Source organism: Streptomyces sp. NPDC053048 (assembly GCF_044547045.1).
Taxonomy (GTDB): domain Bacteria; phylum Actinomycetota; class Actinomycetes; order Streptomycetales; family Streptomycetaceae; genus Streptomyces.
Window position 1 is genome coordinate 212077 of record NZ_JBITZS010000003.1, and the last position, 22498, is coordinate 234574.

General features: G+C 68.8%; 17 protein-coding genes. 8 read left to right on the forward strand and 9 right to left on the reverse strand.

The features are described from left to right. Nucleotides 1–68: 68 nt before the first annotated feature. The gene (locus tag ACIG36_RS09205) at nucleotides 69–1598 is read right to left on the reverse strand and encodes a helix-turn-helix domain-containing protein (RefSeq protein ID WP_399924477.1); all 1530 of its coding nucleotides are present in this window, start codon (nucleotides 1596–1598) and stop codon (nucleotides 69–71) included. Between the two features lie 225 nt (nucleotides 1599–1823). On the opposite strand from ACIG36_RS09205, the gene ACIG36_RS09210 reads away from it, so the two are divergent. Beyond that, nucleotides 1824–2723, forward strand: coding sequence for an alpha/beta fold hydrolase (locus ACIG36_RS09210; RefSeq protein ID WP_399924480.1), 900 nt, complete (start codon nucleotides 1824–1826; stop codon nucleotides 2721–2723). An 8-nt stretch (nucleotides 2724–2731) separates the two neighbouring features. Here the strand turns inward: ACIG36_RS09210 and ACIG36_RS09215 are convergent, their stop codons facing one another. Next, nucleotides 2732–3847, reverse strand: coding sequence for a PP2C family protein-serine/threonine phosphatase (locus ACIG36_RS09215; RefSeq protein ID WP_399924483.1), 1116 nt, complete (start codon nucleotides 3845–3847; stop codon nucleotides 2732–2734). Nucleotides 3848–4177: 330 nt separating this feature from the next. Here ACIG36_RS09215 and acnA point away from each other — a divergent pair, with 330 nt between their 5' ends. Continuing rightward, a complete protein-coding gene (gene acnA / locus ACIG36_RS09220; RefSeq protein ID WP_399924486.1) occupies nucleotides 4178–6892 on the forward strand; it encodes an aconitate hydratase AcnA in 2715 nt (904 codons plus the stop codon). A gap of 80 nt (nucleotides 6893–6972) precedes the next feature. On the opposite strand, the gene ACIG36_RS09225 is transcribed toward acnA, so the two are convergent. Then, nucleotides 6973–7437 carry a hypothetical protein gene (locus tag ACIG36_RS09225; protein ID WP_399924488.1) on the reverse strand — a complete coding sequence of 155 codons (465 nt, stop codon included), beginning with the start codon at nucleotides 7435–7437 and terminating at the stop codon, nucleotides 6973–6975. Between the two features lie 631 nt (nucleotides 7438–8068). On the opposite strand from ACIG36_RS09225, the gene ACIG36_RS09230 reads away from it, so the two are divergent. Next, nucleotides 8069–8410, forward strand: a complete 342-nt coding sequence (locus ACIG36_RS09230; protein ID WP_399924490.1) for a hypothetical protein — start codon at nucleotides 8069–8071, stop codon at nucleotides 8408–8410. Between the two features lie 87 nt (nucleotides 8411–8497). Next, nucleotides 8498–9766 carry a hypothetical protein gene (locus tag ACIG36_RS09235; protein WP_399924493.1) on the forward strand — a complete coding sequence of 423 codons (1269 nt, stop codon included), beginning with the start codon at nucleotides 8498–8500 and terminating at the stop codon, nucleotides 9764–9766. Here the strand turns inward: ACIG36_RS09235 and ACIG36_RS09240 are convergent. Both ACIG36_RS09240 and ACIG36_RS09245 read right to left on the reverse strand, forming a co-directional pair. After that, nucleotides 9732–9956, reverse strand: a complete 225-nt coding sequence (locus ACIG36_RS09240) for a DUF397 domain-containing protein (protein ID WP_399924496.1) — start codon at nucleotides 9954–9956, stop codon at nucleotides 9732–9734. The two genes, ACIG36_RS09235 and ACIG36_RS09240, sit on opposite strands and share 35 nt — an antisense overlap. After that, nucleotides 9940–10785, reverse strand: coding sequence for a Scr1 family TA system antitoxin-like transcriptional regulator (locus ACIG36_RS09245; protein ID WP_399924499.1), 846 nt, complete (start codon nucleotides 10783–10785; stop codon nucleotides 9940–9942). Before ACIG36_RS09245 ends, ACIG36_RS09240 begins: the two co-directional genes overlap by 17 nt. 81 nt (nucleotides 10786–10866) lie before the next feature. Between ACIG36_RS09245 and ACIG36_RS09250 the strand changes: the two genes are divergently transcribed. After that, complete coding sequence (locus ACIG36_RS09250; RefSeq protein WP_399924502.1) at nucleotides 10867–12039, forward strand: serine hydrolase domain-containing protein; 1173 nt, start codon at nucleotides 10867–10869, stop codon at nucleotides 12037–12039. A 64-nt stretch (nucleotides 12040–12103) separates the two neighbouring features. On the opposite strand, the gene ACIG36_RS09255 is transcribed toward ACIG36_RS09250, so the two are convergent. Both ACIG36_RS09255 and ACIG36_RS09260 read right to left on the reverse strand, forming a co-directional pair. Next, nucleotides 12104–13111, reverse strand: coding sequence for an FG-GAP repeat domain-containing protein (locus tag ACIG36_RS09255; protein WP_399924505.1), 1008 nt, complete (start codon nucleotides 13109–13111; stop codon nucleotides 12104–12106). 123 nt (nucleotides 13112–13234) lie between these two features. Continuing rightward, entirely contained in the window at nucleotides 13235–17128 is a 3894-nt protein-coding gene (locus tag ACIG36_RS09260; RefSeq protein WP_399924508.1) for a GH92 family glycosyl hydrolase, read from the reverse strand. Between the two features lie 487 nt (nucleotides 17129–17615). On the opposite strand from ACIG36_RS09260, the gene ngcE reads away from it, so the two are divergent. Genes ngcE through ACIG36_RS09275 form a run of 3 tightly spaced genes read left to right on the forward strand, consistent with a single transcriptional unit; the run spans nucleotide 17616 to nucleotide 20903 of the window. Further along, on the forward strand, nucleotides 17616–19049 hold the full coding sequence (gene ngcE / locus ACIG36_RS09265) for an N-acetylglucosamine/diacetylchitobiose ABC transporter substrate-binding protein (RefSeq protein ID WP_399924511.1): 1434 nt from the start codon (nucleotides 17616–17618) through the stop codon (nucleotides 19047–19049). A gap of 13 nt (nucleotides 19050–19062) precedes the next feature. Continuing rightward, complete coding sequence (locus ACIG36_RS09270; RefSeq protein WP_399924514.1) at nucleotides 19063–19980, forward strand: carbohydrate ABC transporter permease; 918 nt, start codon at nucleotides 19063–19065, stop codon at nucleotides 19978–19980. Beyond that, nucleotides 19980–20903, forward strand: a complete 924-nt coding sequence (locus ACIG36_RS09275; protein ID WP_399924517.1) for a carbohydrate ABC transporter permease — start codon at nucleotides 19980–19982, stop codon at nucleotides 20901–20903. The genes ACIG36_RS09270 and ACIG36_RS09275 overlap by 1 nt, the downstream gene beginning before the upstream one ends. A 37-nt stretch (nucleotides 20904–20940) precedes the next feature. Here the strand turns inward: ACIG36_RS09275 and ACIG36_RS09280 are convergent, their stop codons facing one another. Together ACIG36_RS09280 and ACIG36_RS09285 are read right to left on the reverse strand one after the other, a co-directional pair. Then, nucleotides 20941–22083 (reverse strand): acyltransferase family protein, encoded by a 1143-nt coding sequence (locus ACIG36_RS09280; protein ID WP_399924520.1) that lies wholly within the window; start codon nucleotides 22081–22083, stop codon nucleotides 20941–20943. Between the two features lie 72 nt (nucleotides 22084–22155). Beyond that, the coding region (locus ACIG36_RS09285) for an FG-GAP repeat domain-containing protein (protein WP_399924523.1) at nucleotides 22156–22498 on the reverse strand (343 nt) is incomplete at its 5' end.

Genomic DNA, 22498 nt, shown 5'->3' on the forward strand with positions numbered 1-22498 from the left:
GGCCCCTCCGTCCAAGCCGTTTCGGCTGGACGGAGGGGCCGCGGGAGGGTGGAGGCGGCGCAGAAACGTTAAATGTCGCGGAACGTCTCGATCTGCGCGCCGATGGAGTTGAGGCGCTCGGCCAGGTCCTCGTAGCCGCGGTTGATGACGTAGACGTTGCGCAGCACGGAGGTGCCCTCGGCGGCCATCATGGCCAGCAGCACGACGACGGCGGGCCGGAGGGCCGGCGGGCACATCATCTCGGCGGAGCGCCAGCGGGTCGGGCCCTCGACCAGGACGCGGTGCGGGTCGAGCAGCTTGACGTCCGCGCCGAGGCGGTTGAGGTCGGTGAGGTAGATGGCGCGGTTGTCGTAGACCCAGTCGTGGATGAGGGTCTGGCCCTGGGCGAACGCCGCGATGGCCGCGAAGAAGGGCACGTTGTCGATGTTGAGGCCGGGGAACGGCATCGGGTGGATCTTGTCGATGGGCGCGCGCAGCTTGGAGGGGCGCACGGTCAGGTCGACCAGGCGGGTGCGGCCGTTGTCGGCGCGGTACTCGGGGCTGCGCTCGTTGTCCAGGCCCATCTCCTCCAGGACGGCGAGCTCGATCTCCATGAACTCCACCGGCACCCGGCGGATCGTCAGCTCCGACTCGGTGACGACGGCGGCGGCCAGCAGGCTCATGGCCTCCACCGGGTCCTCGGACGGCGCGTAGTCCACGTCGCGGTCGATGGTGGCCACGCCGTGCACGGTGAGCGTCGTGGTGCCCACGCCCTCGACCCGGACGCCGAGCTCCTCGAGGAAGAAGCACAGGTCCTGGACCATGTAGTTGGAGCTGGCGTTGCGGATGACGGTCACGCCGTCGTGGCGGGCGGCGGCCAGCAGGGCGTTCTCGGTGACGGTGTCCCCGCGCTCGGTCAGCACGATGGCCCGGGTGGGCGCGACGGAACGATCCACCTGGGCGTGGTACGTGCCGTCGGTGGCCGTGATCTCCAGACCGAAGTGGCGCAGGGCCGTCATGTGCGGCTGGACGGTCCGGGTGCCGAGGTCGCAGCCGCCGGCGTAGGGAATCTTGAAGTGGTCCATGCGGTGCAGCAGCGGACCGAGGAACATGATGACGCTACGGGTGCGGCGGGCCGCCTCGGTGTCCATCGAGCCCAGGTCCAGCTCGGCGGGCGGCACGATCTCCAGGTCGTTGCCGTCGTTGATCCACCGGTGCCGGACGCCGATGCTGGCCAGCACCTCGAGGATCCGGTAGACCTCCTCGATCCGCGCGACGCGACGCAGCGTCGTGCGGCCGGCGTTGAGCAGCGTGGCGCACAGCAGGGCGACGCACGCGTTCTTGCTCGTCTTGACGTCGATGGAACCGGAGAGCCGACGCCCGCCGACGACGCGCAGGTGCATGGGCCCGGCGTAGCCGAGGGAGACGATCTCGCTGTCGAGCGCCTCCCCAATGCGGGCGATCATATCAAGACTGATGTTCTGATTTCCCCGCTCAATGCGGTTGACCGCGCTCTGGCTGGTCCCGAGAGCGTCCGCGAGCTGGGACTGAGTCCAGCCACGGTGCTGGCGGGCATCGCGGATGAGCTTGCCGATGCGGCCGAGGTAGGCGTCTGTCATGAGTCAGACGGTATCTCAGATATGAGATTCACGCTTCGCGCGCCATGGCTCCTGCACAGGTTCTGTCCCTCTGCGGCGGTCAGAAGCCGGAGGTGTCGAGCTCGAGGTCGAAGGGGGCGGGAAGGTGGAGGGGGTGAACCACCCCGCCCGTCCCCCGCAACAGCCCACCTGGGAGGATCGGACCAACGGGGGCGGCCGTAGGGGCCGCTGTGGGGAGGTCACCTCATGGGTGCTCAGGTCAGTTCCTTCGCCGGTGACGAAGCACGCGCGCGTGTCCTCGCCGCCTACGACCGTGCCATGGCCCACTGGCCGCAGCCGCGCGAGGAGCGCGACGTCGAGACGGCGTTCGGTACCACGCGCGTGCATGCCTACAACACGGACGCCGACGGCATACCCGTCGTGTTGCTCCACGGTCAGAGCGCCGGGCCCGTCGAGTGGGCGCCGCACGTCGCGGCGTTCGCCGAGGGGCGTGCCGTCTTCGCCGTCGACCGGGTGGGCGAACCGGGGTACAGCACGCAGACCGCGCCGATACGCACGCCCGACGACACGGCGGCCTGGCTCGAGGAGGTCCTCGCCGCGCTCGGACTGGAGCGGGTGCACCTGGTGGGGCACTCGTACGGCGGATGGGTGGCGCTCAATCACGCCGTACGCGCCCCCGGCCGCATCGCCTCCGTCGCCGTCTACGACCCGCCGAGCGCCCTCGCCCCACTGCGGCCCGGATTCGTCTTCAGGGCCATCGCCCTGACGGTCGGAAAGTCGGACGCCTCCCGGCGCCGCCACTACGACCGGATCATCGGCGGTACGGGTGCGCCCGCCGAGGAGACCGAGGCACAGGCGCGGTTCTTCCTGGAGGCGCTGCGCGGCTTCCGCGTGCGGCTGCTGCCTCCCACCCGCCTGAGCGACGACGACCTCCGCTCCATCGCCGTGCCCGCGCTCGTCCTGCTGGGCGGGGACACCGGCGTCCTCGACGCCCACCGCGCCGAGGAGCGCGCCCGCGCCCTCATCCCCGGCGTACGCACCCAGATCGCGCCCGGCGCCCGCCACGGCATGCCGGTGGAACTGCTCAACAGCCGCGTGCCGCAGTTCCTGCGGGACGTGGAGAAGGACCTCGCGCCCCAGGCCTGAACGGCCCCCTACCGGCCCCGCGTCACCGCCAGCAGCACCATGTCGTCGCTGATGCGACCACCGGCGTGCCGGCCGACGTCGGCGAGCAGGGCGTCCAGCAGCGCGTCCGGTGCCGGGAAGGCGCGCCCGGTCAGTGCCACGACGGGGTCGTAGAAGACCCCGGCGCGGTCGCGCGCCTCCGTGAGGCCGTCCGTGTACAGCAGGAGGGTCGCGCCGGGCGGGAACACCACCGTGTCGGTCCGGCCCTCCTCCGCGCCCGGCTCCGCCAGGCACAGGGGCAGGGCCGGCTCGGACGGTTCCAGGCAGTGCACCGCCCCCTCGTGCAGCAGCAGCGGCGCCGGATGCCCGCGGTTCACCAGCCGCAGCCCGTCCCCGGACACCCTGTCCCCGGAGTACGGGATCTCGGCGAGTACGCCCGTGACGAACCCCTCGATCCGCTCTATCCCCGCCCGCCGCTCCGCCTCCCGCACCAGCGCCCGTTCCAGCCGGGCCGCCACCGTGACCAGCGAGGGCTCCTCCTCGGCCGCCTCCCGGAACGCCCCCAGCGCCACGTCCACGGCCTTGACCGCCTCCATGCCCTTGCCCCGCACGTCGCCCACCACGCAGCGCACCCCGTACGGCGTCGCCTGCACGCCGTACAGGTCGCCGCCGATCTGCGCGTCCTTCGCGGCCGACCGGTACCGCACGGCGATCCGCAGCGGCCCGATCGCGGCCGGCGGCTCCGGCAGCACGGCGCGCTGCACGGCGAGGGCGACCGCCCGCGCGGACTGCAGCCGCACGTCGCTGTAGTACATGAGGCGGTTGACGATCACGGCGAGAGCCGAGACGGTCGCCACCGCCGCCAGCTCACTGCGCCCGCCCGAATCGTCGAGGAAGCCGAAGTGGGCGAGCAGCGCGGCGTCGACTGCGCAGGCGCCGACGCCCGCCAGGACCGTCGCGCGCAGCGACAGCAGCGCGGCGGCCGTCATCGGCGCGGCCGTGTAGAAGGCCTCGGCGCTGAAGTGCGGAGACGTGTTGTAGTCGAGCACGGCGCCGCCGGCGAGCAGGAGGACGGGCAGGAACACCGTCAGCAGCCGCGGGCGGCCGCGCTCCGCGGTCGTGCGCCCCGCGCTCGGTGCCCTCACGTACCCGCTCCTGCTCTCGCGTGCCGTACGACACGGACACGCTCCAGCATCCTCGGGGCGCATCGCGGCTGCCAGTCAGGGCACGTCCGGGCACGGCCGGCGGGGGTACGTGCCTTATCTGCGCATTCGCCGGTCCCGGACGGCCCATCCGGGCATGACCGGGCGGCCGCCATGTATTAGTGTTATCTCGACATCGAGATATCTGCCGAGAGGCGTACCGCTGACGCGCCAGTAAGGCGTACCTAACTTAGGCACACCTTAGCGGATGCGCGCGCCATCGGGGCGGCAGGATGGCCGCAGTACGCGAATTCATGCATGAAGGAGACTGTCGTGTCGGCGAACAGCTTCGACGCCCGCAGCACGCTGCAGGTGGGCGACGAGTCGTACGAGATCTTCCGGCTGGACAAGGTCGAGGGCTCCGCGCGCCTTCCCTACAGCCTGAAGGTGCTGCTGGAGAACCTGCTCCGCACGGAGGACGGCGCGAACATCACCGCCGACCACATCCGCGCGCTGGGCAACTGGGACTCGCAGGCCCAGCCCAGCCAGGAGATCCAGTTCACGCCGGCCCGCGTGATCATGCAGGACTTCACCGGTGTGCCCTGTGTCGTCGACCTCGCCACCATGCGTGAGGCCGTCAAGGAGCTCGGCGGCGACCCGGCGAAGATCAACCCGCTGGCCCCGGCCGAGCTGGTCATCGACCACTCCGTCATCGCCGACAAGTTCGGCACCAAGGACGCCTTCGGCCAGAACGTCGAGCTCGAGTACGGCCGCAACAAGGAGCGCTACCAGTTCCTGCGCTGGGGCCAGACCGCCTTCGACGAGTTCAAGGTCGTCCCCCCGGGCACCGGCATCGTCCACCAGGTGAACATCGAGCACCTGGCCCGCACCGTCATGGTCCGTAACGGCCAGGCCTACCCCGACACCCTCGTCGGCACCGACTCGCACACCACCATGGTCAACGGCCTCGGCGTGCTCGGCTGGGGCGTCGGCGGCATCGAGGCCGAGGCCGCGATGCTCGGCCAGCCGGTCTCCATGCTCATCCCGCGCGTCGTCGGCTTCAAGCTGACCGGTGAGCTCCCGGCCGGCACCACCGCCACCGACCTCGTCCTCACGATCACCGAGATGCTGCGCAAGCACGGCGTCGTCGGCAAGTTCGTCGAGTTCTACGGCGAGGGCGTCGCCGCCACCTCGCTGGCCAACCGCGCCACCATCGGCAACATGTCGCCGGAGTTCGGCTCCACCGCCGCGATCTTCCCGATCGACGGCGAGACCCTGAACTACCTCAAGCTCACCGGTCGCAGCGAGCAGCAGGTCGCGCTCGTCGAGGCCTACGCCAAGGAGCAGGGCCTCTGGCTCGACCCGGCCGCCGAGCCCGACTTCTCCGAGAAGCTCGAGCTCGACCTCTCCACGGTCGTCCCCTCCATCGCCGGCCCGAAGCGCCCGCAGGACCGCATCGTCCTGGCCGAGGCCGCCTCGCAGTTCGAGCGTGACGTCCTCAACTACGTCTCCACCGCCGACGAGGCGGGCGAGGAGTCCTTCCCGGCCTCCGACTCCCCGGCCGCGTCCGGTGGCGTGCCGACCAACCCGGTCACCGTCACCGCCCCCGACGGCAGCACGTACCAGATCGACCACGGCGCCGTCACCGTCGCCGCGATCACCTCCTGCACCAACACCTCGAACCCCTACGTGATGGTGGCCGCGGCCCTCGTCGCGAAGAAGGCGGTCGAGAAGGGCCTGACCCGCAAGCCGTGGGTCAAGACCACCCTCGCCCCGGGCTCGAAGGTCGTCACCGACTACTTCGACAAGGCGGGCCTGACCCCCTACCTCGACAAGGTCGGCTTCAACCTCGTCGGCTACGGCTGCACCACCTGCATCGGCAACTCCGGCCCGCTGCCGGAGGAGGTCTCCAAGGCCGTCAACGACCACGACCTGGCCGTCACCTCGGTGCTCTCCGGCAACCGTAACTTCGAGGGTCGCATCAACCCCGACGTCAAGATGAACTACCTGGCCTCCCCGCCGCTGGTCGTCGCGTACGCCCTCGCGGGCTCCATGAAGGTGGACATCACCAAGGACGCCCTGGGCATCGACACCGAGGGCAACCCGGTCTTCCTCAAGGACATCTGGCCCTCCGAGGCCGAGGTCAACGACGTCGTGGCCAACGCCATCGGCGAGGACATGTTCAACAAGTCCTACAGCGACGTCTTCGCGGGCGACGCCCAGTGGCAGGCGCTGCCGATCCCGACCGGCAACACCTTCGAGTGGGACACCGAGTCCACCTACGTCCGCAAGCCCCCGTACTTCGAGGGCATGCAGATGGAGCCGGCCCCGGTCACCGACATCACCGGTGCCCGCGTCCTGGCCAAGCTGGGCGACTCGGTCACCACCGACCACATCTCCCCGGCCGGTGCCATCAAGGCCGACACCCCGGCCGGCAAGTACCTCACCGAGCACGGTGTCGAGCGTCGTGACTTCAACTCCTACGGCTCCCGCCGAGGCAACCACGAGGTCATGATCCGCGGTACGTTCGCCAACATCCGCCTGCGCAACCAGATCGCGCCGGGCACCGAGGGCGGCTTCACCCGCGACTTCACCAAGGCCGACGCGCCGGTGTCGTTCATCTACGACGCCTCGCGCAACTACATCGAGCAGGGCATCCCCCTGGTCGTCCTGGCCGGCAAGGAGTACGGCTCCGGCTCGTCCCGCGACTGGGCCGCCAAGGGCACCGCGCTCCTCGGCGTCAAGGCCGTCATCGCCGAGTCCTACGAGCGCATCCACCGCTCGAACCTCATCGGCATGGGCGTCCTCCCGCTCCAGTTCCCCGAGGGCGCCTCGGCCGAGGCCCTGGGCCTGACCGGTGAGGAGACCTTCTCCTTCGCCGGCGTGACCGAGCTCAACGAGGGCCGCACGCCCAGCACGGTCAAGGTCACCACCGACACCGGTGTCGAGTTCGACGCGGTCGTCCGCATCGACACCCCCGGTGAGGCCGACTACTACCGCAACGGCGGCATCATGCAGTACGTGCTGCGCAACCTGATCCGCGGCTAGCGGTTCCGGTACGCAGGTCGTAAGGGCCGCACCCCGTTCCGTACGGGGTGCGGCCCTCGCGCGTTCGGGTGCCTACTCGCCTACTCGTCGATCGGGCGCAGGAAGTCCAGCGTCCAGACCTGGTGGAAGTCGGCCTTGTTGGGCGTGACGAGCTTGATCTGCTCGCCGAAGTGGCCGGCGCGCAGAGCGAGCTGGTCCTTCTCGTCGATGATCTGGAGGCCGCCGATGGCGTGCGCGAAGGTCCACTTCGTGAACTGGTCCCGGTTCACGGCGTTGGCCCAGAGCCTGTGGTCGGCGGCGACGAGCCCGGGGTGCCTCTCGTCACCGTCGGTGTCGAACGCGAGGGAGATCACGTACGGGGAGCCCGGAATGGGCTCGGCCGGCTGGATGATCCATTCCTGCAGGAGCGGCGGGTACAGCGGGCGGTCGGTGTTGACCGGGAGGCCGTGGTCGACGGCGTGCTCGCGAGCGGTGATGAGCGCCGGCGGGCCGATGATGTGGGCGTAGAACCGGTAGACGCCGGGCTTGATCGGAATCGGAGGCATCGTCGCTTCCTTTCCCTGAGCTCTGGGCGGCGGTCGGGTGACCGCCGGGGCGCTGTCCACGTTGACAGCCGCGACGAGACTGTAGAAAGGCCCGGAAGTCGCCAAGTCGAGTGAGGCGGGAAGCGTACGGGCGGACTTGACGCCGAGTGGCGCAGCCCGAACTGCCCGGTTCCGGGCGGGCGTTCGGCCCTGCACCCTCCCGGGGTATCCCCCAACACGACTGGGTGATCGGCGTGTTGAGGAAGTGTTGCCTATTCCTCCGCCGGTTAGGCTCCCCGCCGGGATGACGCGACATGTCGTCCCGAGAGGGAGGGATTTGGCGATGGGATCCGCCGTTACTTTCGGGGAACTCGGCCGTCTGTGCGGTGAGGAGCTTCCCCCGCGGATCGCGCTTTCGAGTGTGCTGCTGCCGGCAGGCACCGACCAACCGGTGTATCCGACGATGGTGAGAACCGAGCACGGAACAACGGTGGCCTACGCCTGTCATTACCGGCAGAACGCGGGCAGCCCCGGCCTTCTCGTCGCGCTGGGACTCGCTCCCAGCTCTCCCGGTTACAGCACCACGTGCATTCCTGCGGCCATTCACAGCCGCTGACGCCGCTTTTTCGAGAAGGGGTACGGACAAAACATCATGGGAAACGCCATCAGCTTCGAGGAGCTCGAGACCGTCGCGGGTGAGGTGCTGCCCGAGCGCACCGTCATGGGCGTCATCGCTACGCCGCTGAGCTTCGCCGACCCCGGCCCCGCCGGCTCGGGCGCGGGCGCCGGTGCCTCCAGCAGCAGCGCCGCCTCGGGCGGAGGTGTGGGAGGCGTGTTCGCGCCCCCGGCCGACCACCACGGCACCACGATGCTCGCGGCCTGCCAGGCCGTCGACCGGCAGGGCACGCCGGGCCTGTTCGGCTCGCTGGGCCTGCCGTCCACGAACCCGACCACCAGCATGACCTGCATGCCCACGGCCATCTCCAGCCACTGATCGCCTAGCGGCGCGCCGCACGCGTCCGGGGAAGGGCCGGGCCCCCCGGCCCTTCCCCGCCACTTTGCCACTTCACGGAGAACGCCCATGTCCCAGGAACCCACGCTGGTCGCCGGTATGGAACTGGTCGGCGAGTTCGAGGGCTCCGGCTACCGGGAGCCGCCGCAGCTGGTCTGCCGGCCCGACGGCCAGATCGTCAGGCTTCCGGGCCTGCTGTACCAGGTCGTACGGGCGCTGGACGGCATGCGCCGTTCCGAACGGGAACCGGTCATGGCCAAGGTGGCCGCCGAACTGAGCCGGGAGACCGGCCGGGACTTCACCGCCGAGCACGTCGCCTTCCTGCTCGACAAGAAGCTCGCCCCGCTCGGCGTCACCACCCACAGCGACGGTTCGCCGCCACCGCCCACGCCTCGGAAGGACCCGTTCCTCGCCTTCCGGTTCCGGCTGGCGGTGCTCCCGGAGAGCGTCACGTGGGTCCTTTCCGGCCTCTTCGCCTGGCTGTTCCGCCCGGTCGTCATGGTCCTGGCCCTGAGCGCCTTCGTGGCGGGCGAGATCTGGTTGTGGACGACCCAGGACACCGGCGCCGCGCTGTGGTCGGTGCTCTCGTCCCCGTCCAGCGTGCTCCTCGTCGTCTTCCTGGCCATCGCGTCGTGCGCGTTCCACGAAATGGGGCACGGCGCCGCTTGCCGCTACGGCGGCGTGCGCCCCGGCGCCATGGGCTGCGGCATCTACCTGGTGTGGCCCGCCTTCTACACCGACATCACAAACTCGTACCGGCTCGGCCGCGCCGGGCGCATCCGCGCCGACCTGGGCGGCGTCTACTTCAACGCGCTCTTCGGCCTGGGCCTGGTCGCGTTGTACGCGGCGACCGGCTTCCAGCCGCTGCTGGTGGCCATCCTGTCGGTACACCTCGAGATGATCCAGCAGTTGCTGCCGACGCTGCGGTTCGACGGCTACTACATCGTGTCCGACCTCGTCGGCATCCCCGACCTCTTCAAGTACGTCGGCCCGATTCTGCGGCGGGTCGTGCTGCGTCGCCCGGAGGACGAGCGGCTGAAGGCACTCAAGCGATGGCCGCAGGTGGTGGTGGCGGGCTGGGTCCTGTTCCTGATCCCGGCACTGTGCCTGCAACTGGGCTTCCTGCTGGTCAATCTGCCGCAGCTGCTACGGGCGGACTGGCAGAAGGCCGACCTGCTGCTTCAGGCCGCTGTCGCGGCCGACAACCCGGCCCTCGCCATGACGGCTGCCTGCCTGCAGATTCTGCTGCTTGCGTTGCCGATTGCCGGTCTGGGGCTGGTGCTCGGGCAGGCGGTGCGGGCGCTTATCCGCCGTGCGCGGCGTGAACGCCGCGCTTGACGGTTCGGATGAAGGTGGCCCAGGCGGGGGTGGGGAAGACGAGGGTGGTCCCCTGCGGGGCCGTCTTGGTGTCGCGGACGGGGATGATGCCGGGGAGGTTGTCGGCGACTTCGACGCAATTGCCGCCGTCTCCATTGGTATAGGACGACGTGCGCCACTTGGCGGTGCTTAAGTTAGTTGTGGTGCTCATGGGTAGCCCATTCCTTCGCCGCCGACTCGATCAGGCTCAATGAGGCCTCCGGCGACAGCGCCGTGGCCCTTGCCAGATCGTATGACGATTGAAACTGGGCGACCAGGGCTGGGTCTTCGATGAGTTGGCCGCTGTACGCGCTTTCGGTGTAGACGACAGGTGGCGCGTCGCTGAACTCCATCAACGAAACCATGGTGTTCATGAACGGATGCGGTCCAGCTGCGAATGGCAGCACTTGCAGTACGACGTTGGGGCGGCTCTGTACAGTCTCGACGAGATAGGCGAGCTGTTCGCGCATGATGGCAGCAGCGCCGACAGTTACGCGAAGTGCCGATTCGTGAATGATGGTCCAGTCCACGGGCGCGGTCGGGCCATCGAGTAGCTGTGCCCGCTCCAGTCGGGCGCTGACGAGCTGCTCCACCTCCTGTTGGCAGGCGAAACGCCGCGATGCCCGGGTCAGCGTTCGTGCGTATGCCTCTGTCTGCAGCAGGCCTGGGACGAACATTGGCGAACACTCACTGATCGTCCTCGCCTGCCGCTCGAGCTCCGCAGCATCCGCGAAGTAGTCCGCGACCTTCGCATTGCGTGCCAGGCGGCACAGTCGCTGGAGATGCATGCCGCTCCCCAGCACTTCGTCGAAGGTTGTCGACAACTCCAGTTGCGGTCGTCGCATCCCCGACTCGAAGTGCGCCACGTACGAGCCGGAGCAGAACGCTCGCTCTCCGAGCTGGTCCTGTGTGAGGCCGGCTTCCTCGCGCAGACGGCGGAGTTCCGAGCCGTAGAACGCTCGGGCATCGCTGTACGGGTCCGTGTTCCTGGGCTGAGTCACAGACGTCAGCGTAGCCCCGGGTGCGGCCGGATTCCGCCCATTCCCTTAGTATCGCGAACAGTCGAACTCATGGGGGAATACGTGAAATTGAGGCGTCGCACCGTCGTGGCACTGGCCGCACTCGCCATCGGACTGACCGTCCAACCCGCCACCGCGGCCCCGGCCCCGGCGCCGCCTATGGCCGACCTGGACGCCCGTACCCTCCAGTCCGCCCTCGACAAGCTCACCGCCGCCGGCGCCCCCGCCGCGCTGGCCGAGGTGCGAGTGGGGGACAGGACCTGGTCCGGGGCCAGTGGGGTGCGGGATACGCGGACGAAGCGTCCCGCCCGTCCCGGTGACCGCTACCGCATCGCCAGCGTGACCAAGTCGATGGTCGCTGCCGTCGTCATGCAACTCGTCGACGAGGGGCGGCTGAAGCTCGACGACCCCGTCTCGCGGCACCTTCCGGGGCTGCTGCCCTACACCGAACAGATCACGCTCCGTCAGCTGCTCAACCACACCAGCGGCGTGCCGAATTACTTCGACCAGCTGTATCCGGGGACGGGCGACAAGGAACTCGAAGAGCTGGAGCGGAACCGCTTCCGGTATTTTCCGCCGCGCGAGCTGATCAAGATGGCGGCGGCAAAGCCCCTGGTGTCCAGGCCGGGCGCGGAATTCCACTACTCGAACACCAATTACCTGATCCTTGGTCAGGTGGTGGAGAAGGTCACCGGCCGGTCCCTTTCAGCCGTCCTGGAGCAGCGGGTGTTCCGGCCGGCAGGCATGAAGGACACCTCGTACCCGACCGCTAACCCCCGCATCACCGGCCCGCATCTCAACGGTTACCACCAGGTCGGCTCGCGACCGCTGCGCGACCTCACCGTCTACACCCCGTCGGTATGGGGCGCGGCTGCGGGCGTCGTCTCGACCAACGCCGACCTGAACCGGTTCTACCGTGCGCTCTCCGACGGCACCCTGCTGCCGTCGGCGCGCTGGGCCGAGATGCGCGAGTTCACGGTGGCGCCGTACGCGCTGGGCGTGGTGCCCGGTGGCGATCTGTGCCCGGCGCGCCCCGGCGAGTACCTCTGGGGCAACACCGGCAACGGCTTCGGCTACCGGACGATGTCGTTCAGCTCGCCCGACGGCCGGCGTCAGCTGAGCTTCAGCTGGACGTTGTCGGTGTCCGAGGTGGACGGCCCGCCCGAGGTGAGCAAGGCGGTCAACGAGCTGGTGATGGCGGCCGTCGGCGCGACCTGCCCGAAGCCGCAGAAGTAGGCGAGGGGAAGTCACCACAGGCGAAAGGGCCGCACCCCACCGGGGTGCGGCCCTCGCGCAGGGATCAGAACATCCAGCTGTACTGGTTCCAGCCCGAGTTGCCGATCTTCTCGCGGGACTTGAAGGGCGCCGAGGCGTTGCCCGTGCCCTTGTAGAGCCACAGCGAGCCGTCGCTGTTGCGGGCGATCAGGTCGGCGCGGCCGTCGAGGTCGACGTCACCGGTGGCGACCAGCTCGTTGAACTGGTTCCAGCCGGGGCCGATCTTCGTGCGGGCCTCGAAGGGCTTGGTGGCGTCGCCGGTGCCCTTGTAGAGCCACAGGACGCCGTCGCGGTCGCGGGCGACGATGTCCGTCCTGCCGTCGCCCGTCAGGTCACCGCGGCCGGTGATCTCGGTGAACTGGCCCCAGCCCGGACCGACCTTCTTGCGGCCGGGCAGCGAGCCGTCGGCGTTGGCGGTGTAGAGGAACAGCACGCCGTCGCGGTCGCGGACGAGGATGTCCGACTGCTTCGAGCCGCCGAGGTCGCCGGGGGAGAAGAAGGAGTCGTACTGGCCCCAGTCGTCGGCGACGCGCTTGCCGGCGCCGCCGTCGGAGAACCAGACCTCCTCGGCCTTGCTCAGGACGTACGTGCCGTCGGCGACGCCGTTGCGGTCGTGGTCGACGTGAGCGGCCGCGCGGAGGCCGTCCCAGCCGGTGTCGACGAGTTCCTTCGAGGTCAGGCCGCCCTTGCCGTCGGGGCCGTAGAAGTAGAGCTCGCCCGAGGCGTTGACCGCGCCGAGCGGCATGACCGGCGCCTTGGCCGAGGGGGCCACGACGGCACGGTGGGCCGCCAGGCCCCGCGCGGGGGACTTGGCGCCGTCCTTCTGCGCCGGGGCGGCCTGCGCCGGCGCGGTGGCGATCTTGGAGAGGCCACGCGCGGCGTCGCGCGCGGCGTCGCGGGCGGCGGAGGAGCCGCTCGCCGGGGAGTCCGCCATGGCGGTTCCGGCAGTGGTACCGACCAGGGTTGCGGCTATCGCCGCGGTGACGAGACGCGACAGGGCGCGTCCGCGCGTACGGCCGGAGGAAAGAGCCACGTATTGCTCCATCGGTGAGGAGAAAGGTGAAGAGATCGGTGAAGTGACAACCCGCGGTGCGCTCCCGGACAAACCGGGGCGCACCGCAGGATCGGCAAGATCCTTTCACATCACCTTTACAAGTCAACCGGTTTGGGTGCGCCCCAACAGCTCAACCTCCGCCAGTACCGACTCGCCCCCTGCCGCCTCCAGTCGGTACCGGGAGTACGCGCCGGGCGAGCGGAGGCCGAACACTCTGGTCTGGCGGTCCCAGGCGAAGGCCTCGTCCGTCCGGCGGTCGATCTCCGTCCAGTTCTCGCCGTCCGCGGAGCCCTTGAGTACCCAGCCGCGCGGGGCCTTCGTCCGGTCGGACGAGGAGGTGAGGGTGTAGGAGGTGACCCGGGATCCCGGCGCCACCTTGAGGTCGGTGGCGGCCGTGAGGGGCGCCTCGGTGCGGGACGAGTCGTCCGTCAGGGCCGTGTCCCCGGGCACCGTCACGTCCGAGGCGGGGGCGGGCGTCGTGTCGTCGCGGGTGATGGACGTGGGGCCGGCGTCCTGGCCCGTGCCCCACTGCGACGGGCGGGGGCCCATGGCGAACTCCAGCGTCCCGCCGTTCGCGATCAGCGAGTGCGGCAGGGCGGTGGACTTCCACGTCTTGCCGTTGACCCGCACGTCCTGGACGTAGATGTTGCGGGAGCTGTTGCGGGGGGCCTTGACGACGAGCTTGCGGCCGTTCTCGAGGTGGACGGTCGCCTTGGTGAAGAGCGGCGAGCCGATCGCGTACTCGCCCTGACCCATCACCAGCGGATAGAAGCCGAGTGCGCTGAAGAGGTACCAGGCCGACATCTCGCCGTTGTCCTCGTCACCCGGGTAGCCCTGGCCGATCTCGCTGCCGAGGTAGAGCCGGGAGAGCACCTCGCGGACCTTCTCCTGGGTCTTCCACGGCTGCCCAGCGGCGTCGTACAGGTAGGCGATGTGGTGCGAGACCTGGTTGCTGTGCCCGTACATGCCCATGCGCACGTCGCGGGCCTCGGTCATCTCGTGGATGACGCCGCCGTAGGAGCCGGCGAACTCGGGGTCGCCTGTCTCGGGGGTGGCGAAGTAGGCGTCGAGCTTCTTGGCCAGGCCCGTGCGGCCGCCGTGCAGGGTGGCCAGGCCGCGGGTGTCCTGGGGGACGGCGAAGGCGAAGTTCCAGCCGTTGGTCTCGGTGTAGTCGTGGCCCCAGACGCGCGGGTCGTAGGCCTCCGGCGGGAGCCGCCAGGCGCCGCCGGCGTCCTTGCCCTGGAAGAAGCCGGTGCGGTGGTCGAAGAGCCTGACGTAGTTGCGGGCCCGGTTGAGGAAGTACTCCGACTCCTCCAGATAGCGGGCCTTGCGGGTCTTCTCGTAGAGCTTTCGGCCCATTTTCGCCAGGCCGAAGTCGTTGAGGTAGCCCTCCAGTGCCCAGGAGACGCCCTCGCGGGTGGAGGTGCTGGTCCAGCCGAGGAAGACCGAGATGTCCATGCCCTTCCGCCCGGTGCCGGGGCTGTCCGGGGCCACGGTCGCGTTCTTCAGCGCGGCCTCGTAGGCCGCCTCGGCGTCGAAGGGGACGCCCTTGACGTGGGCGTCGGCGAAGGCGACGTCCGAGCTGGTGCCGGTCATCAGGTCGGCGTAGCCGGGGGAGGACCAGCGGGAGATCCAGCCGCCGTCCTTGTACTGCTGCACGAAGCCGTCGACGAGCCGGCCGGCCCGTCTGGGGGTGAGCAGGGCGTAGGCGGGCCAGGTGGTGCGGTAGGTGTCCCAGAAGCCGTTGTTGACGTACACCTCGCCGTCGACGATCTTCGCGCCGGTGGTGGTGGGGGTGTTCGCGCCGGTGGGCGGGGAGAAGGGGCTGGCGTAGCGCGGGCGTGGACGGACGTTCGAGCCGGTGTTCTCGAATCCGGAGTTCGGATACAGGTAGAGCCGGTAGAGGCTGGAGTAGAGGGTGGTGAGCTGGTCGCGGGCGGCGCCCTCGACCTCGACGCGGCCCAGGACGGCGTCCCACGCGGCGCGGGCCCGGTCGTGGACGCGGCCGAAGGAGGCGTGCGCCGGGATCTCCTGCTCCAGGTTGGCCCTGGCCTGGTCGGTGCCGATGAGGGAGGTGGCCAGGCGCAGGGTGACCGTGCGGTCCCGTCCGGGGTCGAAGCGCAGATAGCCGGTGACGCCCTCGCCGTCCCCGCGTCCGTCGCCCTTGAGCTTGCCGCTCGCGGTGACCGGCCGGTCGAAGACGCCGTGGACGAAGAGCCGGCCCGCGCCCGTGGACAGCCCGCTCCTGACGTCCGACCAGGCCGTGAAGGACCGGCGCTCGGGATCGAGCGTCAGCCCGCCCAGGTTCTTGACGTTGTCGAGGAGGACGGCGGCGTCGTCCCCCGGGAAGGTGAAGCGCATCATCGCCGCGTGGTCGGTGGGCGCGATCTCCGTCTTGAGGCCGTTCTCGAACGTGACGCCGTAGTAGTGGGGCCTGGCCCGCTCGCGCTCGTGCCGGAAGGGCAGGGCGCGGGCCGCGCGCGAGGCGTCGGGGACGCCGGCCGCGGCGGAAGGCATGACCTGGAAGGTCTGCCGGTCACCCATCCAGGGGCTGGGCTGGTGGCTGGCGCTGAAGGCCTGGACGGTGGGGAGGTTGTCCGCGTTGTTGGCGGCGGCGTACTGGTAGAGCCAGTCGGTGGAACCGGCGTTGGTGACCGGCGTCCAGAAGTTGAAGCCGTGCGGGACGGCCGTCGCGGGGAAGGTGTTGCCGCGCGAGAAGTTCGAGCTGGAGTTCGTGCCGCGGGTGGTCACCGCCCAGTCGGCCGGATGGGCCGGGGGCCTGAGGCGGGGGGCCGGGGCGATCGAGATGTCGTCCACCCAGCCCCGGAACTTCGCCGGGCCCACGGGGGAGTCGTAGGCGACCAGGACCCGCTCGACGGTCTTCCCGGCGGCCACCGCCCCGATGTCCGCCTCCTTGTTGTTCCACTGGTTGACGTACAGCGTCTTCGAGGCCGCCTGCCCCTGCGGGGTCAGCGGCGCGCCGTGCTGGTCGACGGCGCCGAGCTCGCTGAGGTATGTGCCGTCGGTGAAGGCCAGGTCCAGCGAGACGTGGGTCGCGGGGTAGCGGGCGTCGCGTTCGGGCATGGCGGGGAAGACCTTGTACGACAGCTGCGTGCGCCGCGTGACGCGTGTGTTCACCGCGAAGACCTTGTTGTACGAGTAGCCGCGGCCCGTCGCCTGGTGCATGCCGCCGTAGCGCAGGGCACGGATGCCGGTGAAGCCGGCGCGGGCCTTGGCCGTGGGGGAGCCGGTCGGGCCGCGGTCGATGTGGCTGCGCATGTCGGCGGGCGGGGGAGTGCCGCCGGTCGCGGTCGCCAGCTGCACCTCGGCGAGCTGGAGGACGGGCTCGCCGCTGTTGCGGGTTATCTCCAGCCGGAACTGGCGGTAGGCGGTGCCGGACTCGAAGCCGAACTCCTTGGTCTGCAGCCGTCGTTCGAAGGTCTGCTCGTGGCGGGAGTCGAGGGTCGTCCAGTTCCTCCCGTCGTCGGAACCCTTGAGCGTCCAGTCACGCGGGTCGCGGCCGGGGGCGTCGTTGGCCGAGGTCAGCGCGTACCGTACGGCCTTGACGGGCGCGGACAGCTCGAATTCCAGCCAGGCGGCCCGCTCGAAGTCGAGCCATTTGGTCGCGCTCTCGCCGTCGATGAGGTTCTCCTTCACCTCACCGGCCTCGGTGTGCTCACCGCTGGCGCGAACGGCGGTCACCTTGTCGGTGACATTGCCCGGAATGCCGCTGGTGTCGTCGCCGTCCACCCCGGCCGACCGCCGCCGTCCGTCGCGGCCGGTCTCCACCTCATTGCGCCAATCGGGCTGCGGGTCGCCGGGCTCGAAGGAGGAGGCGAAGCGCTCGGACGCGGCACCCTTGGGCCCACCGGGTGACGCCGCCACGCCCCCCGCGCCCTGCGTGACCTGAGCGGTCGTCACCAGTACGGTGGCCGCGAGGAGTGCGGTGGGGCGGGCGAGCGTACGCCATCGGAGGTATCCGAGTCTGTGTCGCATCCCTTGCCTCTCCACGAAGCCGACAACGTTGTCACCCGAGTCGCGCAGTGTTAAGTAGGGCTCGGGACACCAGTGGTGTCAAGGGTCTCGGGGCTGGTGTCGCCGGCCGGACGCCGGCCGTTCGCCGGGCATGCGTACGAGGTCTCAACTCGGGAAAGACTGAGGGTCAAAGCCGCTTTCGATCTTGCCCAGTTGATCGAACTGGACTATACCTGTCGGCGTCCGGGGCGGGTCTTTCCGCCGCGCGGACCCGGGGGAGCGGCGGGGCGCACCACACCGCGGGAGTGCTCACCCCGGCGCACACGGGTACGGCCAGTTTCCGCACGTCCAGCACGTCGAGTTTCCGTACGTCCAGCACATTCAGCTTTCGCACGTCCAGCACATCCAGCTTCAAACGACCCGCGGTGACGGGCCCTTCGTCGACGGCGAACGCCCCAGGGGGAGACCGGTGCACCGCCTGAGTCCTGGAGAAGGCGAGGACTTGAGCATGGGATCCACCCCGGAATTCAGCAGGCGCGGCCTGATCAAGCGGGCGGCGGCGATCGGCCTGATCTCGGTGCCCACGGTCGGCGCGCTGAGCGCCTGCGCCAGTGGCGGTGACAGCGGTGGCGACAAGCAGGTCGACAAGGGGAAGAAGAGCGAGAAGAACCCGCTCGCGGTCAACGAGAAGGCCGCCCTGGACGTCGTCATCTTCGACGGAGGCTTCGGCCAGCAGTACGCGAAGGACGCCGAGGCCGAATACAAGAAGGCCTTTCCCGGCGCCCAGGTGAAGCACTCCGCCACCCAGGAGATCCAGACCCAGCTCCAGCCCCGGTTCAACGGCGGCACCCCGCCGGACCTCATCGACAACTCCGGTGCCAAGCAAATGGACATGGGCACCCTCGTCGGCAAACAGCAGCTCACCGACCTCAACGCCCTGCTGGACGCGCCCTCCTACGACGACCCGGCCAAGAAGGTACGCGACACCCTGCGCCCCGGCGTGGTGGAAATGGGCCAGTTCGAGGGCAAGGAGACCTGGATCCTGTACTACGCCTACACGGTCTACGGCGTCTGGTACTCGAAGACGAACCTCCGGAAACTCGACGCGCAGTACCCGGAGACCTGGGACGAGATGCTCAAGCTCTGCGAGGCCGCGAAGAAGAAGGGCATCGCCGGCTGGACGTACGCGGGCAAGTACCCCTACTACGTGCCGTTCAGCCTCTACCCCTTCATCGCCAAGATCGGCGGCGTCGAGGTGCTGAGGAGAATCGACAACCTGGAGCCGAACGCCTGGAAGGACCCGGCCGTCAAGGCCGCCTTCGAGGCCTATTACGAGCTCTACAAGAAGGGGTACATCCTGCAGGGCTCCCCGGGCCTGACGCACATCGACTCGCAGACCGCCTGGAACCAGGGCAAGGCACTGTTCGTCCCCAACGGGTCCTGGGTCGAGAACGAGGCGAAGAAGACCACCCCGAAGGACTTCGAGATGGCGGTCGGGGCGCCCTCCAGCCTCGACAAGAGCGACAAGCTGCCGTTCGGCACGCTGTGGGCCTCGGGCGGCGAGCCCTTCATCGTGCCGAAGAACGCCCGCAATCCGCAGGGCGGCATGGAACTGCTGCGCATCATGCTGGGCAAGAACTCCTCGCAGAACTTCATCAAGTCCGTCTCCTCGCTCACCTCGCTCAACGGCGGTACCGAGGGGCTCACGCTGCCGCCCGGCCTGGCCTCGTCCCAGCAGGCGTTGGAGAAGGCCGGGAAGAACGTCGTCAATCCGCGGATCCAGGACTGGTACGTCGCCCTGCAGAAGGAGAAGATCGGGGTGGCGGCCATCGGCGAGATGATGGCCGGCCGGCTCACCCCCGACGAGGCGATCACCAAGATCCAGCGCTTCGCCGACGAGACCGCGAAGGACAGCTCGGTCAAGAAGTACCGGCACAAGTGAGCGGTGGCAGCCCATGCAGCACGGTAAGTACCGCTTCATCGCGGGATTCCTGGTCCTGCCGCTGGCGATCTACGGGATCTTCGTCATCTCCCCGTTCGTCCAGGCCATTTACTACTCCTTCACGGACTGGACCGGCCTGAGCCCGGAGTTCCGCGTGACCGGCCTCGAGAACTACCGGAGGCTGTGGAACGACGACGTCTTCTGGACCTCTGTCGGGCACAACGTCCTGTTGCTGCTGGTGCTGCCGCTGGTGACGATCGGTCTCGGCCTGTTCTTCGCCTTCATGCTCAATGTCGGCGGCCGCCGCAGAAAGAACGCGGCGGTCGCCGGAGTGCGCGGCTCCAGCGTCTACAAGGTCGTCTACTTCTTTCCCCAGGTCCTCTCGATCGCCATCGTCGCCCTGCTCTTCCAGTTCGCCTACAACCCCAACAGCGGCGCCCTGAACTCCTTCCTCGGCGCCATCGGCCTGGATTCGGTGCGGCCGGAATGGCTGGGCGACCCGGACCTGGCCCTGTGGTGCGTGATGGCGGTGATGGTCTGGAGCAACGTCGGCTTCTACGTCGTGCTGTTCTCGGCCGGAATGAGCTCCATTCCCCGGGACTTCTACGAGGCGGCGCTGCTGGACGGCGCGGGGCGGGCGCAGACGTTCTTCCGGATCACGCTGCCGCTGCTGTGGGACACGGTCCAGACCGGCTGGGTCTACATGGGCATCATGGCGCTCGACTCGTTCGCCGTCGTACAGATCATGACGATCGGTCCGGGCGGCCCGGACTACTCCACCGAAGTGCTCTCCTTCTACCTCTACAGCAAGGCGTTCCGCGACGGGCAGGCCGGTTACGCGACCACGCTCGGGGTCGCCCTGCTCATCGTCACGCTCATCTTCGCGGGCATCGTCATGAAGCTCGGCCGGCGCGAGCGACTGGAGTACTGATGCGCGTACGCAACCCCCGGCCCACGCAGGCGGCCGGAATTCCCGCACAGCGCGACGGGCGGGGGGCCGACGCTTCCCCCGGGCGCATGGGCACCGAGGGCAAGGTCCTCAACGTCTTCTCGCACGGCGTGCTGGTGTTGTGGGCACTGATGGTCACCCTGCCGCTGCTGTGGGCGGTGATGAGCGCCTTCAAGACGGACAAGGAGATCTTCACCTCGCCCTGGGCGCCGCCGGGCGGCCTGCACTTCGACGCCTGGGGCCGCGCCTGGTCCCAGGCGCACATGAGCGAGTACTTCCTCAACTCGGTGATCGTGGTGGCCGGTTCGCTGACGGGAACCATGCTGCTGGGGTCGATGGCGGCCTATGTCCTGGCCCGCTTCGAGTTCCCGGGAAACCGCTTCATCTACTTCCTGTTCGTCGCGGGGATGAGCTTCCCGATCATTCTGGCGCTGGTACCGCTGTTCTTCGTGATGGAGAACATGCAGCTGCTCAACACCTATCCCGGGCTGATCCTGGTCTACATCGCCTATTCGCTGCCGTTCACCATCTTCTTCCTCAGCGGCTTCTTCCGGACGCTGCCCACGTCGGTGGCGGAGGCGGCCCTGATCGACGGCGCCTCGCACGCGCGGACGTTCTTCCAGGTGATGCTGCCGATGGCGAAGCCGGGCCTGATCAGCGTCGGGATCTTCAATTTCCTGGGCCAGTGGAACCAGTACCTGCTGCCGACGGTGCTGAACGTGGGGGACGACGACAAGAAGCTGCTGCCCCAGGGCCTGGTGGCGCTGGCGGTCAGCCAGGGCTACAAGGGCGACTGGTCCGGCCTCTTCGCGGGCCTGGTCATGGCGATGCTCCCGGTACTGGCCGCGTACATCGTCTTCCAGCGTCAGGTCCAGGCGGGACTGACGGCGGGGGCGCTGAAGTAGGGGGGTGCCCGGTCGCCTCGACCGTTGATGCGGGTGATCAGGGGGTGGCCGGCCGGGGCTTGCGCCGGCCACCCGATAGCAGCCTCACGCCGGGCTTCTCCACGTACTCGTGCAGGAGTATCGCGCCGAGGAGGGAGGCTGCCATGACCAGGCCCATGTGCAGGGTCAAAGGAATCGTGACGTGATGCTCCTTGAGGAAGTGATTGGCGCTGTACATGACGATTTCATGCACGAGGTAGAAGGCGAAGGAGACTTCTCCCAGGTACACGCTGACCCTGTTCCTGAAGGGGGAAGGTTCCCCTCGGATGTCGGCCCGTGCTGCTGCGGCGACGGTAAGGGTGTAGGGGATGACCGTGTCAGCGCTCCAGCTGAAGTCGTAAGGCATGACGTGGATGGGTCCGAAGGCGACAAGGACGGACAGAGCGAGACTGGCGACGAGCCCAGGGCCACGCCAGGCGCCGTTCTGGACCAGCAGTGCGACGGCGATACCGATCACGAATTCGAGCAGTCGCATCGGCGGAAAGATGTAGAGCACGAACCTTGAGTCCAAGCCGCTGGCCTGCCCGACGTAGGGCATGCACAGCGGGGCCACGACGACGCACAGGAACCCCATGGCCACCACTGCCCGGAGCCCGCGGGCGGAGAGACGGCGGAGGCCCTTCATCATCGAGGGGAACGCCAGATAGAAGAGAAGCTCACAGCTCAGCGACCAGGAAACGCCGTTGTATCCGAACCACCATTCACTCCGGTTCGGGATCCATGACTGGAGCAGACTCAGGTTTGCCAGCGCGATGCGCGGATCGAGGGCCTTGCCCATCCAGACCATCGTGGCGACGGCGACGCAGAACGTCACCACGTGGCTGGGGTAGATACGAGCAAATCGCCGTCGCCAGAACCTCATTGCGGCATCGTGCGGACCCGCCGACCAGGCAAGGACGAATCCCGAGAGGATGAAGAAGAAGGAGACCGCTGACGGGCCGGCGTAGACGACCTCCTTCAACCTGCTGATGTGCAAGGAGGTGCCGGAGGACGAATTCTCGTAGGCGAAGTGGAAACAGGCGACGAACAGTGCCGCATACCAACGCAGGCCTGTGAGTGAATCCAGGCGTACGTGCCCCGAGCGGGTGGCCGCGGAAGGTCTGCCGGACGGCTTGGCGGTGATGGGGATGGTCAGGTTCACTTTCGATCAACCGTCGTCGATGATCCGGGGGAACAGGACGCGTTCTGCGGGCACCGGTCGCATGGCGGAGGGCTAGATTCGGACCTTGCTCGCGGGTTCGCCGACGCCGGTGGCGAAGGTTCCGTACTTGCTCCAGCCGCCCAGTCCACCGCCGTTGTTGAGCCAGGCGTTGATGGCCCCGTTGTCCTGGAGGACGAGGTAGTCGGCCTTGCCGTCGCCGTTGATGTCGGCGAAGCGAATCCTGCTTCCGGAATCTCCGACGCCGGTGGCGTAGTTGCCGAGTTGGGTCCAGCCGCCGTGTCCGGTGCCGCCGTTGTTGAGCCAGGCGTCGACGACGCTGTCGTCGTGGAGGATGAGGTAGTCGGCTTTTCCGTCGGCGTTGATGTCGGCGAGGCGGACTTTGCTTGCGGGTTGG